Source organism: Pantoea sp. GM_Pan_3, assembly GCF_026541045.1.
In the GTDB taxonomy this organism is placed as follows: Bacteria; Pseudomonadota; Gammaproteobacteria; order Enterobacterales; family Enterobacteriaceae; genus Pantoea; species Pantoea anthophila.
In genome coordinates, this window is sequence record NZ_JALNVA010000001.1 from 1,559,642 (window position 1) to 1,573,694 (window position 14,053).

The 14,053-nt window shown below is 57.6% G+C and carries 12 protein-coding genes; 2 read left to right on the forward strand and 10 right to left on the reverse strand.

Annotated elements, in window-relative coordinates; all coding sequences use genetic code 11:
* The 8 genes from OXR04_RS07420 to OXR04_RS07455 form a co-directional block, all read right to left on the reverse strand.
* Entirely contained in the window at nucleotides 1-1,137 is a 1,137-nt protein-coding gene (locus OXR04_RS07420; RefSeq protein ID WP_140924465.1) for a PQQ-dependent sugar dehydrogenase, read from the reverse strand.
* 118 nt (nucleotides 1,138-1,255) lie between these two features.
* Complete coding sequence (locus tag OXR04_RS07425) at nucleotides 1,256-1,891, reverse strand: carbonic anhydrase (RefSeq protein ID WP_009091197.1); 636 nt, start codon at nucleotides 1,889-1,891, stop codon at nucleotides 1,256-1,258.
* A gap of 529 nt (nucleotides 1,892-2,420) precedes the next feature.
* Entirely contained in the window at nucleotides 2,421-2,870 is a 450-nt protein-coding gene (locus OXR04_RS07430) for a DUF4385 domain-containing protein (RefSeq protein WP_009091198.1), read from the reverse strand.
* Nucleotides 2,867-3,772: a glutathione ABC transporter permease GsiD gene (gene gsiD / locus OXR04_RS07435; protein ID WP_009091199.1), complete on the reverse strand. Its 906-nt coding sequence runs from the start codon at nucleotides 3,770-3,772 to the stop codon at nucleotides 2,867-2,869. Before gsiD ends, OXR04_RS07430 begins: the two co-directional genes overlap by 4 nt.
* Nucleotides 3,769-4,698 carry a glutathione ABC transporter permease GsiC gene (gsiC, locus tag OXR04_RS07440; RefSeq protein ID WP_009091200.1) on the reverse strand — a complete coding sequence of 310 codons (930 nt, stop codon included), beginning with the start codon at nucleotides 4,696-4,698 and terminating at the stop codon, nucleotides 3,769-3,771. Before gsiC ends, gsiD begins: the two co-directional genes overlap by 4 nt.
* Nucleotides 4,699-4,743: 45 nt before the next feature.
* Nucleotides 4,744-6,279 (reverse strand): glutathione ABC transporter substrate-binding protein GsiB, encoded by a 1,536-nt coding sequence (gene gsiB / locus OXR04_RS07445; RefSeq protein WP_009091201.1) that lies wholly within the window; start codon nucleotides 6,277-6,279, stop codon nucleotides 4,744-4,746.
* Nucleotides 6,280-6,333: 54 nt separating this feature from the next.
* Nucleotides 6,334-8,190: a glutathione ABC transporter ATP-binding protein GsiA gene (gene gsiA / locus OXR04_RS07450; protein ID WP_267372485.1), complete on the reverse strand. Its 1,857-nt coding sequence runs from the start codon at nucleotides 8,188-8,190 to the stop codon at nucleotides 6,334-6,336.
* A 9-nt stretch (nucleotides 8,191-8,199) separates the two neighbouring features.
* On the reverse strand, nucleotides 8,200-9,159 hold the full coding sequence (locus tag OXR04_RS07455) for an isoaspartyl peptidase/L-asparaginase (RefSeq protein ID WP_267372487.1): 960 nt from the start codon (nucleotides 9,157-9,159) through the stop codon (nucleotides 8,200-8,202).
* Nucleotides 9,160-9,412: 253 nt separating this feature from the next.
* Between OXR04_RS07455 and moeA the strand changes: the two genes are divergently transcribed.
* Nucleotides 9,413-10,648 carry a molybdopterin molybdotransferase MoeA gene (gene moeA, locus OXR04_RS07460; protein ID WP_267372489.1) on the forward strand — a complete coding sequence of 412 codons (1,236 nt, stop codon included), beginning with the start codon at nucleotides 9,413-9,415 and terminating at the stop codon, nucleotides 10,646-10,648.
* Nucleotides 10,649-11,407, forward strand: a complete 759-nt coding sequence (gene moeB / locus OXR04_RS07465; protein ID WP_140028272.1) for a molybdopterin-synthase adenylyltransferase MoeB — start codon at nucleotides 10,649-10,651, stop codon at nucleotides 11,405-11,407.
* A gap of 90 nt (nucleotides 11,408-11,497) precedes the next feature.
* Here moeB and OXR04_RS07470 read toward each other — a convergent pair whose 3' ends face one another.
* Entirely contained in the window at nucleotides 11,498-13,090 is a 1,593-nt protein-coding gene (locus OXR04_RS07470; protein ID WP_009091206.1) for an ABC-F family ATPase, read from the reverse strand.
* 177 nt (nucleotides 13,091-13,267) lie between these two features.
* A complete protein-coding gene (locus OXR04_RS07475; RefSeq protein ID WP_009091208.1) occupies nucleotides 13,268-13,669 on the reverse strand; it encodes an H-NS family nucleoid-associated regulatory protein in 402 nt (133 codons plus the stop codon).
* Between the last annotated feature and the right edge of the window lie 384 nt (nucleotides 13,670-14,053).

Sequence of the window (14,053 nt, forward strand, 5' to 3'; positions counted from 1 at the left end):
TCAGCCGCGGGACGCGCCAGCGTCCTGCGCTAATCCCACTTTCAGCAGTTTGCCATTGGCCTCATCGGTCAGCACATAGAGCCAGCCATCCGGTCCCTGCCGCACATCGCGAATCCGCGCATTCTGGTCGCCCAGCAGACGCTGCTCTTCCACCACCTTTTCACCGTTCACACTCAGCCGAATCAGGTTCTTCTCTTTCAGCGCGCCGATAAACAGCGAATTCTTCCACTGCGGAAAACGGGCGCTGTTGTAAAACGCCATGCCACTGATGGCCGGAGAGACTTTCCAGTGCCAGATCGGCTGCTCGGTGCCTGCAACATGGGTGCCCTTTGACTCCGGCACTTTATCGCCGCTGTAGTCGATACCGTAGGTCGCCAGCGGCCAGCCATAGTTTTTGCCACGACTCATGATATTCACTTCATCGCCGCCGCGCGGGCCATGCTCATTTTCCCATATCATCCCGGTCCAGGGATTCAGCGCCAGCCCCTGCGGATTTCGCAGGCCAAGCGCCCAGATCTCCGGCCGCGCGCCGGGCTGTTTCACAAACGGGTTATCATCCGGCACGCTGCCGTCGGCATTCAACCGCAGCAGTTTGCCCTGCAGTTTATCGAGGTCCTGCGCGGCGCTGCTGACAAAATTATCGCCGAAGGCGATCCAGAGATAGCCCTGAGTATCAAACGCCAGCCGGGTGCCGATGTTATTACCGCTGGAGAGCATCGGCGTCTGCCGGATCACCTCGCGGAAATCGCTGAGCTGGCGATTATCCCTGCTCAGTGTCCCGACACCGACCACCGCCCCCGCTTTGCCCTTGCTGTCAGCCTCGGTGTAACTGAGCCAGACACGACGGCTGCTGGCGAAGTCGGGAGCCAGCACCACATCGAGCAGGCCGCTCTGCCGCTGTGCCCAGACCTCTGGCACGCCCTGAATCGGCTGCGAAAGGCCGCTCTCCGGGTTCCAGCTGCGCAGCTGCCCGCTCCGTTCGGTTATCAGCAGCGTTTTGTTGTCGGGCAGAAAGGCAACCGACCATGGATGTTGTAACTTATCCTGTAACACCTCAACCTGCAGGTCAGCGGCAAACAGCGGCGGGACTGAGAGCAGCGAACCGGTCAGCAGCAGAACGGTTGAAAAACGGGACATAGAGTTCCCCTCATGGGATAGCGTGCCCTTAAGCGTAGTCAGCCCGCGCACAGTGAACCTGAGGATTTACAAAAGATTAAACTGAAAACCCGCCGCAGGACGCAGCGGGTGAGAGGCATTACTCGAAGCAGGTGTCCGGATTCTCAGACAGGGTGATGAACTGCTTGCCACCCTGGGTCAGCGCCATAATGGTGCCGCTTTCGATATCGTAAACCCAGCCATGCAGACGCAGTTTGCCGTTACGCAGCGCGACGGAAACCGAAGGGTGGGTTTTCATGTTATTCAGCTGCGCGATCACGTTCTCTTTGACCATCTCATTCAGCTTCTTCTCCGGTGAGTCATACTCACGCTGCTCGACCACCGCTTTTGCCGCATCGGCATAGCGCAGCCAGTGCTCTACTGCGGGCATGGTGTCCATGCAGGCGCAGGAAGCAATAGCGTTCATAGCACCACAGTTGGAGTGACCGCAGATGATGATGTCGGAGACGCCCAGTGCGACCACGGCATATTCGATAGTCGCGGACACACCGCCAGGCTCCGGGCCAAATGAGGGAACGATGTTGCCCGCGTTGCGGATAACGAACAGCTCTCCTGGCTCCTGCTGCGTTACCAGCTCAGGCACCAGACGGCTGTCTGAACAGGAGATGAACAGGGCTTTCGGATTTTGATTTGACGCCAGGCTTTTGAAAAGATCCTTCCTTTCAGGAAACACATTCTGCTGGAAATTCAGAAATCCTTTGATGATCTCTTTCATTATTTAGCTCTCACATTATCCATTTCATTACCTGAGGGGCATAGCCCCCTCAGTGGGGTTAGCGGGTTTATTATTAATGAAAACAAGTGAATATCAACCCGCGTTTTTCATTCACTGTTCAGCCGGGGTTACGGACAGCGCTTCGCTTATCCGCCAGACAGCGGTCAAGGCGGCGATTTCTTTTTATAGCACGGTGAGTTACCACGATGCGCCCGTTTTTCTCTGAACCTGATGCGGGTCTGCAAAGCGAACAGGCTTTTACGCGTTTTTTCACTACTTTACGTCGTGCGCCAGGCTGAAATCGTTTTCAGTCATTCATGCTCAGCGGACGCATCGCATCCGGCAGATTGCTGCGCCGTGAGCGTCATCTGCCGGGTGCAGTCAGCCAGCAGGGTTTTGACGGGAAGAAGCAGGAAAGATGAAATAGCGCGGAAAGCGGAGGCACTGCGGCGAAACGGCGTGAAATGAATTTCGCCTCCCCGGCGCTGTAGACGCGCCGGGCAGAAAAGCGGTCATGCTGGTTCAGCGCTTAGCCATAAAGTTGCTGATGCGCCTTTTTCCGTTGCAGATAGTCCTCATCGGCCCGGAGACGGTCCCAGTAAGCTTTGAAAATGGCCGCCGCCGCGGCTTTTTCTTCGTTGACGCCACGCGGCAGCTCCTTGCCTTCCGCGTCATATTTTCGTCCGCCCTTGTGATTGCTGTAGCGGCGGGCACGGGTATAGCCCATCTGGATAAACTTGCGCGCCATATCCATGCCGACAAAATCATCCTGACGCCGGTAATCTTCAAACAGCGCCATGATCTTTTCTGCCGACTCTTCAGCAATGGGAACGGTTCGAAATCGCCAGTGAGGCAGTATTTCGCTCTTATAAGGCTCGACCATCAGCACACCCTGCTCCCCGCGGCCGACCTGATATCGCTCAGGGTGCTTACGGAAGTCGATAGTGCTGAAGTCCTGATCATAATCGAAAGGTTTCATGTCTTTAGTTTAGGATCAAGTGCGTCGCGCAGCCCGTCTCCGAGTAAATTAAATGCCAGAACAGTGAAGAAGATCGCCAGACTGGGGAAAATCGCCACGTGCGGCGCGATAACCATGTCGGCGCGCGCCTCGTTCAGCATGGCGCCCCACTCCGGCGTGGGCGGTTGTGCCCCTAATCCCAGAAAGGAGAGACTGGCAGCGGTGATGATGGAGGTGCCTACGCGCATGGTGAAATAGACCACAATCGGTGAGACCGTCCCCGGCAGGATATGTCGCATCAGAATGGTCCAGTCAGAGGCGCCGATGCTGCGCGCTGACTCAATAAAGGTCTGATGCTTGAGTACCAGCGTATTGCCGCGCACCAGGCGGGCAAAAGCCGGGATGCTGAAGATGGCTACCGCCACAATCACATTGCTCATGCCGCTGCCCATAATGGCGACAACCGCTATCGCCAGCAGAATGCCGGGAAAGGCAAACAGCACATCACAGATGCGCATGATGATGCGGTCCCACCACCCTTCATAGTATCCCGCCAGCAGGCCAGAGAGGGTGCCTATCAGCGCGCCGATCAACACAGAGAAGAAGCCCGCAATCAGGGAAATACGCGTGCCGACCAGCACCCGGCTGAAGATGTCGCGCCCCAGCGAGTCCACACCAAACAGGTGCATCAGTGACGGCCCCTCGTTGAGCCGGTCATAATCGAAATAGTTCTCCGCATCGAACGGCGCAACCCACGGTGCGATAAATGCCAGTACGATCAGCATCAGCACAAACAGGCCCGCCAGCAGCGCCACCGGCTGCCGTCTGAAACGCCGCCAGAACTCACGCCACGGTGTCCGCACCCGATTCTCCGCGAGCAGCGGCATGCTTTTCAGTGCCGCTTCGCGTCGCCAGTTTTTCATCGCGACTCCTTAAAGCGAATAGCGGGATTGATGACCGCATAGAGCATGTCGGTAAACAGATTGATCAGAATAAACTCCAGTGAAAACAGCAGGACCTCTGCCTGAATCACCGGGTAGTCGCGCATTGTCACAGAATCGACCAGCAGACGTCCCAGGCCAGGCCAGTTGAAAACCACTTCAACCACAATCGAGCCACCCAGCAGAAAACCGAACTGCAGGCCCATCATGGTCACGACCGGGATCATGGCATTGCGCAGGCCATGTTTGACCACCACCAGCGACTCGCGCACCCCTTTGGCCCGCGCCGTCCGCATGTAGTCTTCCTGCATGACCTCGACAAAGGAGGCGCGGGTAAAACGGGCCATCACCGCCGCGACCGCGGCACCTAAGGTGATCGAAGGCAGGATGTAGTGTTTCCAGCTCTCTGCACCTACCGTCGGGAGCCATCCCAGCTCAACCGAGAAGACCTGCATCAGCAGCATGCCGAGTGCAAAGGCGGGGAACGAAATGCCCGACACCGCCAGCGTCATTCCCAGCCGATCGGGCCAGCGGTTGCGCCAGACGGCAGAGACAAGGCCAATCGCCATGCCAAAAATCACCGCCCAGACCATGCTGACCAGCGTCAGCCAGAGGGTCGGCATAAAGCGCGTGGCGATCTCTTCAGCGACCGGCCGTTTCGACACCATCGACTGGCCAAAATCGCCCTGCAGCGCATTCAGTAAAAAGTGCCAGAACTGCTGCGGCAGCGGCAGATCCAGCCCCAGCTCCTGGCGCACCAGCGCCACCACGGAGGCATCCGCTTCCGGCCCGGCGATCAGGCGTGCGGGATCGCCCGGCAGCAGGTGCACAAACAGGAACACCAGCACCGCCACAATCAGCAGCGTCGGGATCAGCCCGAAAAGTCGTTTAATGAAATAGTTAAACATGCAACATCCTGCAGCTGCGGCCAGCCCGCGGGCTGGCCGGCTCCGTTACTTCAGAGTCGCCTCATCAAAATTGAATGAGGTATCGGGCATCACATAAAAACCGCTGAGGTTTTTGCTGTTAGCAGAGACCAGCTGCTCAACCACCAGCGGGATCCACGGGTGATCCTGCCAGATGGTATCCTGCGCATCTTTGTAGAGGCGCGCTTTCTCAGTACGGTCGGTGGTTTTCAGCGCATCGGCCAGATCTTTATCGACCTTTGGATTGCTGTAAAACGCGGTGTTGAAGATGGCCGGTGGCCAGGCTGCAGTGGCGAACAGCGGCGTCAGCGCCCAGTCTGCTTCGCCGGTTGAGGCGGACCAGCCGGTATAGAACATCCGCACGCCGCTCTCTTTCTGCCCTTTACCCTCCACTTCCGCCGCACGCTGACCGGCATCCATCGCCGTGACCTTAACCTTCACGCCCACCTGTGCCAGCTGCTGCTGGGTGAACTGCAGCACCTTCTGCGCAGTACTGTGGTTGTGCGACGACCAGAGCGTGGTCTCAAAACCGTTCGGATAGCCCGCCTCTTTCAGCAGCGCTCTGGCTTTAGCCGGGTCGTAGCTTATCGCCGGATAGCTCTGTGCAAAGTCGATGGAGGGCGGCACAACGCCGGTCGCTGGCGTCGCATATCCGGAGAACGCCACTTTCGCCAGCGCCTGACGGTTGATGGCGTATTCCAGCGCCTCGCGCACTTTCGGGTTATCGAACGGCTTCTGAGTAACGTTGAGGCTGATGTAGCGCTGCATGATGGATGGCGTGGTCACCACATCCAGCTTGCTGTTCTGCTCCAGCCGCTTCGCCTGCTCATAAGGCACCGGGAAAGCGAAGTTCGCCTCACCGGTCTGCAGCATCGCCGCACGGGTGTTGTTATCCACCACCGGACGCCAGGTGATGCTGTCCAGCTTCGGATAGCCCGGCTTCCAGTAGCCATCCCACTTTTTCACCTTCACAAAGTCGGTCTGATTCCAGGTTTCAAACAGAAACGGACCGGTCCCGACCGGATGGAAACCGATCTCTTTGCCATATTTTTTCAGCGCAGTGGGCGAAATCATCGCCGCCGCCGGGTGCGCCAGGATGTTGATAAAGGCGGAGAACGGCTCCTTCAGCGTCACTTTAACCGTGGTCGGATCCACCACTTCGGTGCTGGCGATATGTTTAAACAGGTTGTAGCGCTTGAGGTGATTATCGGGATTGCTGGCGCGATCGAGGTTGACCTTCACAGCTTCGGCATTGAAGTCCGTGCCGTCCTGGAATTTGATGCCGGAACGCAGCTTAATGGTGTAGGTCAGTCCGTCCGGACTGGCCTGATAGCTTTCCGCCAGCACGTTGGTCAGCTTCATCGCTTTATCAAAGCCGAACAGGCCCTGATAGAAAGATTTGGCGACCGCCTGCGACAGCGTGTCGTTGGCATCATAGGGGTCGAGCGTCGTGAAATTGGACGCGACGGCAATCACCGCATCCTGTGCTGCCCAGGCGGGCAGTGCCATTGCGCTGCTTAACACGCCAGCCGCCAGTAACCCTTTACGCATCGTCATCTGCATCTTGTTCTCCTGTAATCCCTGTCGGGTTGGTCGCCGGGGCGACATCGTCACTGTTCAGGTCGCACTGATAACGTGACGCGCGACGAAATGGCCCGGAGCCACCTCCATCAGCGGCGCCACTTCAGGCTCATCCCCTAAGGCATGGATCGGGCTGGGGATCTCATCGACCAGTAAGGCTCGTTCACGACGGCGGTGAGCCGGATCGGCTACCGGCACCGCCGCCATAAGTTTGCGGGTATAGGGATGCTGCGGCTGCTCAAAGACCGCCTGACGCGGCCCTATCTCGACAATCTGACCGAGATACATCACCGCCACGCGGTGGCTGATCCGCTCGACCACCGCCATATCGTGAGAAATAAAGAGAAAAGCAATGCCAAACTCGCGCTGCAGATCGAGCATCAGATTGATAATCTGCGCCTGAACTGACACATCCAGCGCAGAGACGGACTCGTCGGCGATCACCACTTTAGGGTTCAGCGCCAGCGCACGGGCGATGCAGATTCGCTGACGCTGTCCGCCGGAAAATTCATGCGGATAGCGCTGAGCATGCTCCGGCAGCAGACCCACTTTATCCAGCAGCCAGGCGACGCGCTGCTCAGCCTCGCGTCGCGGCATCACCTTATGTACCAGCAGCGGCTCCATGATTGAAAAACCCACCGTCAGGCGTGGATCGAGTGAGGCATAAGGGTCCTGAAAGATAAACTGAATGTCGCGTCGCAGATGGGCCAGCGCGGCACCGGACAGCGTATCTATCCGCTGTCCGTCGAAGGTCAGCGTGCCGCCCTGGCTCGCCACCAGCCTGAGCAGTGAACGTCCGGTGGTGGATTTACCGCAGCCTGATTCGCCCACCAGCGCCAGTGTCTCACCGGCATAGAGGTCGAAACTGACTTTTTCGACGGCGTGAACCCGGCTTTTAACCCGATTCAGCAGCCCGCCGCGAATATCGAAGCGGGTCACCAGATCGCGCACCTGTAAAATCGGGGGCTGCCGACGGCGTACCGTATCCTGCGGCACGTCGTCGGCCGCGTCGCTGTGCAGCAGGGGAAATTTCGCTGGCAACGGCTGGCCCTGCATGGCACCGAGCTTTGGCACGGCGGCCAGCAGCGCCTGAGTGTAGGGCTGTTCCGGTGCGCTGAACAGCCGGTCGACCGGGGCTTTTTCCACCACCTCGCCGCGGTACATCACCTGAACCCGGTCAGCCATTTCAGCCACCACGCCCATATCGTGAGTGATAAAAATCACCCCCATCTGCATCTCTTTCTGCAGCACGCGGATAAGCTGCAGAATCTGCGCCTGAATCGTCACATCGAGCGCCGTGGTTGGCTCATCGGCAATCAGCAGGGCGGGTTTGCAGCAGAGTGCCATTGCAATCATCACCCGCTGGCGCATCCCGCCTGACAGCTGATGTGGAAACCGGGAGAGGACATTTTGCGCATCAGGGATCCGCACCAGGTCCAGCATCCGGCGCGCTTCCGCCAGCGCGGCGGCATGACTCTGTCCCTGATGCAGACGAATCGATTCGGCGATCTGCTCGCCGACGGAGAAGACGGGATTCAGCGAGGTCATCGGCTCCTGAAAGATCATCGCCATATCGGCGCCGCGCACCCGGCGCATCTGCTGCTTTGAGGCACGCATCAGATCCAGCACCTCCCCATTGCGACGGCGCAGCAGCGCTTCGCCACTGACCTGGCCTCCCGCCTGCTCGATGAGCCGCATCAGCGCCAGAGACGTGACCGATTTGCCTGAACCTGACTCGCCCACCAGCGCCAGCGTCTCGCCGCGAAACAGATCGAGTGACAAATGGCGCACCGCGCGGGTCAGGGTCGCCTCATGCTGAAATTCTACGCTGAGATCGCGCACCGCCAGCACCTGCTCAGGGGCCAGGGTCGGATGCGTGTGCCTGTCGCTCATCTCTGCTCCTTAACTTTCGCGGTAGATAGCGACTTCCGCTGGCTCGCCCACCCGGGCGAAGCCGCGGTACATTCCCTCGCTGTTAAACGGCAGGGCCACATTGCCCGCACGATCGACAGCAATCAGGCCACCGCTGCCGCCCAGCTCCAGTACGCTGTCATGAATGACATTGACGCTGGCCTGCTGCAGCGTACGACCGGCATAGCGCATCTGTGCCGCCACGTCATAAGCGGCCAGCGTGCGCATAAAGACCTCACCGGTGCCGGTACAGGAGACCGCCACGCTGTCGTTGCTGGCATAGCAGCCCGCACCCGGCAGCGGCGAGTCGCCTACCCGTCCGGCCTGTTTATTGGTCATGCCGCCCGTTGAGGTCGCCGCAGCCAGATTGCCCTCCAGGTCCAGCGCCACCGCGCCCACCGTGCCAAACTTGCGATCAGGGTCGAGCGGGTCGTCGTGGTGAGCCGCGCCATCATGGTCCAGCACCGCCGACTCGCTATTCAGCGCGCGCTGCAGCTGTTCCCACCGTTCCGGCGTCGAGAAGTAGTCAGGGCTCACCGGCGCCAGCCCGTTCGCCACCGCGAACTGTTCAGCCCCTTCACCGATGAACAGCACATGCTCGCTTTTTTCCAGCACGGCACGCGCCGCCAGAACCGGATTGCGCACCCGCGTCACGCCGGCGACGGCGCCCGCCTCCAGCGTGCGCCCATCCATGATGCAGGCATCGAGTTCATGCGTGCCCTGATGGGTAAATACCGCGCCCTTACCGGCATTAAACAGCGGACACTCTTCAAGCAGCCGCACCGCCTCCGTTACCGCATCCAGTGCGCTGCCACCCTGCGCCAGGATCTGCTGGCCCTGAGTAACAATTTCGTGCAGCGCCTGACGATATGCCTGTTCTTTTTCAGCGCTCATCGCTGAGCGCGTAATGGCACCCGCGCCGCCGTGAATGGCAATCACTGCTTTAACCATAACGCTCTGCCCTGTTGCATCCGCATGAAAAACACTGATTTAAAATGGTTTTCATCCATTTTTGATGATTTTTGACTATAGAAAGCCTGCTAAGGGTTGTAAAGCGGAAACTGTTCCTGTGGTTATAACCTTTTCTTACCACCCTATATCATTTTGGCCCTTGTCGCGGGCAAGCCCGGGGTGACACCGATGTGACTCAGCGGCCAATTGCCACCATAATAGGCAGCATCTGAATTCACCAGGCTGGACCCTTATGGAAAGTTTTACTGCAGGTTTGATCTCCCTTGAGGAGGCGCAACAAAAAATGCTCGCGCAGCTGACGCCCATCGCCGACGCTGAGAACGTGTCGCTGGCCGCGGCGGCTGGCCGCATCACGGCAAAAGCGGTGACCTCCCCTATCGCCGTACCGCCCTTTGATAACTCCGCGATGGATGGTTACGCCGTCAGGCTGGCAGATATCAGCCGCGGTGAGCCGCTGCCGGTGGCCGGTAAAGCCTTCGCTGGCGCACCCTTCAGTGGTGAGTGGCCGCAGGGCAGCGTGATCCGCATTATGACTGGTGCGCCGGTTCCCGCAGGCTGCGACGCGGTGGTGATGCAGGAGCAGACGGAAACGCGTGAGGGGGCCGTTGTGATCACCGCACCGGTGCGTCCCGGCCAGAATATCCGCCTGACCGGCGACGATATTCAGCCCGGTCATGTCGTGCTGGAAGCGGGCACGCGGCTGGGCGCGGCGGAACTGCCGCTGCTGGCTTCGCTGGGGATCGCGCAGGTCAGCGTAGTGCGAAAAGTGCGGGTGGCGATCTTCTCCACCGGTGATGAACTGCAGCCGGTGGGGGAACCGCTGGCCGAAGGCGCAATTTACGATACCAACCGTTTCGCCGTGTCGCTGATGCTGAATAAGCTCGGCTGCGACGTCATCGACCTGGGGATTATCAAAGACGATCCGGCGGCCCTGCGGGCGGCTTTCGCAGAGGCGGATCGGCAGGCGGATGTGGTGATCAGCACCGGCGGTGTCTCAGTCGGGGAAGCGGACTTTACCAAAACGATGCTGGAGGAGCTGGGGGCAATCAGCTTCTGGAAGCTGGCGATCAAACCCGGCAAACCCTTTGCTTTTGGCCGCCTCAGCCACAGCTGGTTCTGCGGTTTACCGGGTAATCCGGTCTCGGCGGCTGTCACCTTTTATCAGCTGGTTCAGCCACTGCTGGCGAAACTTACCGGCCTGCAGAAATCGGCTCTGCCGCCGCGTCAGCGAGTGCGCTGCGCCTCTGCGCTCAAAAAATCACCGGGCCGGCTCGACTTCCAGCGTGGCATCCTGCGCCAGAACGCGCAGGGTGAGCTGGAGGTGCAGACCACCGGCATGCAGGGTTCCCACGTCTTCAGCTCTTTTGCGCAGGCAAACTGCTTCATTGTGCTGGAGCGGGAGCGCGGCAATGTGGAGCCCGGCGAATGGGTTGAGGTGGAACCCTTCAACGCCCTGCTGGAGGCGTAAATGCTGCCTGAATTAAGCGACGAGGAGATGCTGCGCTACAACCGGCAGATTGTCCTGCGCGGTTTCGATTTTGACGGTCAGGAGCGACTTAAAGCCAGCCATGCGCTGATCGTCGGGCTGGGCGGACTTGGCTGTGCCGCCGCGCCCTGGCTGGCGTCAGCCGGGATCGGCAGCCTGACGCTGCTTGACTTCGACACGGTGTCGTACTCTAACCTGCAACGGCAGATACTGCATCATGACGCCGATATTGGCTGTGCCAAAGTCGAATCGGCGGCACAAAGCCTGGCGGCCATCAATCCTCACTGTCACCTGCATCCGGTCAACGGCCAGCTGGATGATACGGCGCTGCTGGCGCTGATAGCCCGCCAGCAGGTGGTGCTGGACTGCACCGACAATGTTGCGGTGCGGGAGCAGCTCAACCGGCTCTGTCGCCAGCAGGGCGTCCCGCTGGTCTCCGGGGCGGCAATTCGCATGGAAGGCCAGATCAGCGTATTCAACTGGCAGCCCGGCACGCCCTGCTATCGCTGTATCAGCCGCCTGTTTGGCGAACAGACCCTGAGTTGTGTCGAAGCAGGCGTCATGGCCCCGCTGGTTGGGGTGATTGGTGCAATGCAGGCGATGGAAGCGATTAAGGTCCTGACGGCCTTTGGCACGCCGGCCACCAGCCGGTTGCTGATGTACGATGCCATGAGTGCAGAATTCCGCAGCATGAAAGTGGCGCAGGATGCGCACTGTGAAGTGTGTGGCGATGGAGCATAGGCTCCCTGAAGCGGGCTTCAGCCGCAGAGTGATTACGTTGCGGCCCATTCCGGGCCAAAAAAAGGGGGTGGCCTGCGCCACCCCCTTTTATCAGACGATTCCCTGACTGCGCAGGTAGTCTTCATAGTTGCCGGTGAAGTCCACCACCTTGTCTGCTTTCAGCTCAATCACGCGGGTTGCCAGCGAGCTGACAAATTCACGGTCATGCGACACAAACACCAGTGTGCCTTCATACATCTCCAGCGCCATATTGAGCGATTCAATCGACTCCATATCCAGGTGGTTAGTCGGCTCATCCATAATCAGGATGTTCGGTTTCTGCATCATCAGCTTGCCGAACAGCATGCGCCCTTTCTCACCACCGGAAAGCACTTTCGCCGGTTTCTTAATATCATCCTGTGAAAACAGCAGGCGACCCAGAATACCGCGAATCGTCTGCTCATCATCACCGGGCTGTTTCCACTGACTCATCCAGTCAAATACGGTCAGATCATTAGCAAAATCTTCGGCGTGATCCTGCGCGTAATAACCAATGCGCGCATTCTCTGACCATTTAACGCTGCCATTATCGGGCTCAAGTTGCCCTACCAGCGTCTTCAGCAGCGTCGATTTACCAATACCGTTGGCGCCGATGATCGCCAGCTTTTCGCCCACTTCCATCAGCAGATTTAAATTCTTAAACAGCGGACCGTTATCAAACCCTTTGGTTAATCCTTCCACTTCCAGGGCATTTCGGAACAGCTTCTTATCCTGCTCAAAACGGATAAACGGGTTCTGACGACTGGACGCTTTCACTTCTTCCAGTTTAATTTTATCCATCTGTTTTGCGCGCGATGTCGCCTGACGCGATTTAGAGGCGTTGGCGCTGAAACGGCTGACGAACGACTGCAGGTCAGCAATCTGCGCTTTTTTCTTGGCGTTGTCAGATAACAGACGTTCACGCGCCTGGGTTGCGGCGGTCATATATTCGTCATAATTACCGGAATAGACACGCAGCTCGCCATAATCCAAATCCGCCATGTGGGTGCAGACCATATTAAGGAAGTGACGGTCATGCGAAATGATAATCATGGTGCTGTCACGTTCATTCAGCACCTGCTCCAGCCAGCGAATGGTATCGATGTCCAGGTTGTTGGTCGGTTCATCGAGTAACAGAATATCGGGATTGGAAAACAGCGCCTGCGCCAGCAGCACACGCAATTTAAAGCCCGGCGCAATTTCGCTCATCGGGCCATAATGCTGTTCAACCGGAATACCGACACCGAGTAATAACTCACCGGCGCGGGATTCGGCGCTATAGCCATCCATCTCACCGTAAAGCGCCTCAAGGTCACCGACCTTATACCCCTCTTCTTCGCTCATTTCTGGCAAAGAATAAATACGGTCGCGCTCCTGCTTAACTTCCCATAATTCATGGTGACCCATGATCACGGTGTCCAGCACGCTGAATTGTTCAAAGGCGAACTGATCCTGACGCAGCTTACCGATACGCTCGTTGGGATCGTAAGAGACGTTGCCGGCTGAAGGCACCAGATCGCCACCCAAAATCTTCATGAAGGTGGATTTTCCGCTGCCGTTCGCACCGATTAAACCGTAACGATTACCGCCGCCAAATTTAACGGAGATATTCTCGAACAGTGGCTTACTGCCAAACTGCATGGTGATATTGCTGCTAACTAACACGGCATTGACCTTTGTGAAGAGAGTGGATGAAAAAACGGCGGCTATTATGCCAGATGTGACGCAGCGCACGCCAGCGTCGGGGATGGATTGCTGGCCGGGTGATTGATATCCCGACAGAAATAAAAAAGCCGGCAGGCCATCATGGCCCCCGGCTCCCACTTACAAGGATTGTGTCGATCAATCAATCAGGAAGCTGTCCAGGCTTTTACCGGAATCCAGCGCTTTTTTAATCGCTGCCGGGGTACGGCCCTGGCCAGTCCAGGATTTCTGCTCACCGTTTTCATCGGTGTAAGTATATTTAGCCGGACGCGGCGCACGCTTGGTGCGTTTTTTTCCGCTTTCCAGGGCACCTAATAATTCATTAGGATCGATGCCGTCAGCCAGCAGCATTTCGCGATATTTAGAGAGCTTTTCTTCTTTTTCGCGATTCTGCGTCTCTTCTGCTTCAGCTTCTTCGCGGCGCTCAGTCACAACGACAGTTAATTTTTCCAGGATCTCTTCAAGATCGGTCAGTGGCAGTTCACGAGCCTGGGCACGTAATGTGCGAATATTGTTCAGTACCTTAAATGCGTCACTCATCACAATGTCCTTGATTAAGGGGGGTTAATAAAACTGTAGCGGCAAGATTACCTAATTCAAATAAAAAAATAAATTATTTTTACGCCCCAGATAATTCTTAAGTATTAATTATGCCGAAATATGGCTTTTAAAATCGGACCCGCCTGAGGTTTATTAACGATGAATTAACAACAAACCGGGCCTGTGTCCCTGTATTGAAAACGATTTCAGCCGGACGATACCGCCTGCAGAGGCATAATCGCATCTGCGAAAGCGTGCAGGCTCAGGCCCGTTATTTCCGGTTTATCGCCCATGCTCTGGCGATAAAAAAAGGCCGGAAAGGCTACCTCTGTCACAATAGTTTACAGTTCATGATTAAAAATTGCCCTTCTCATCGGGCAATAA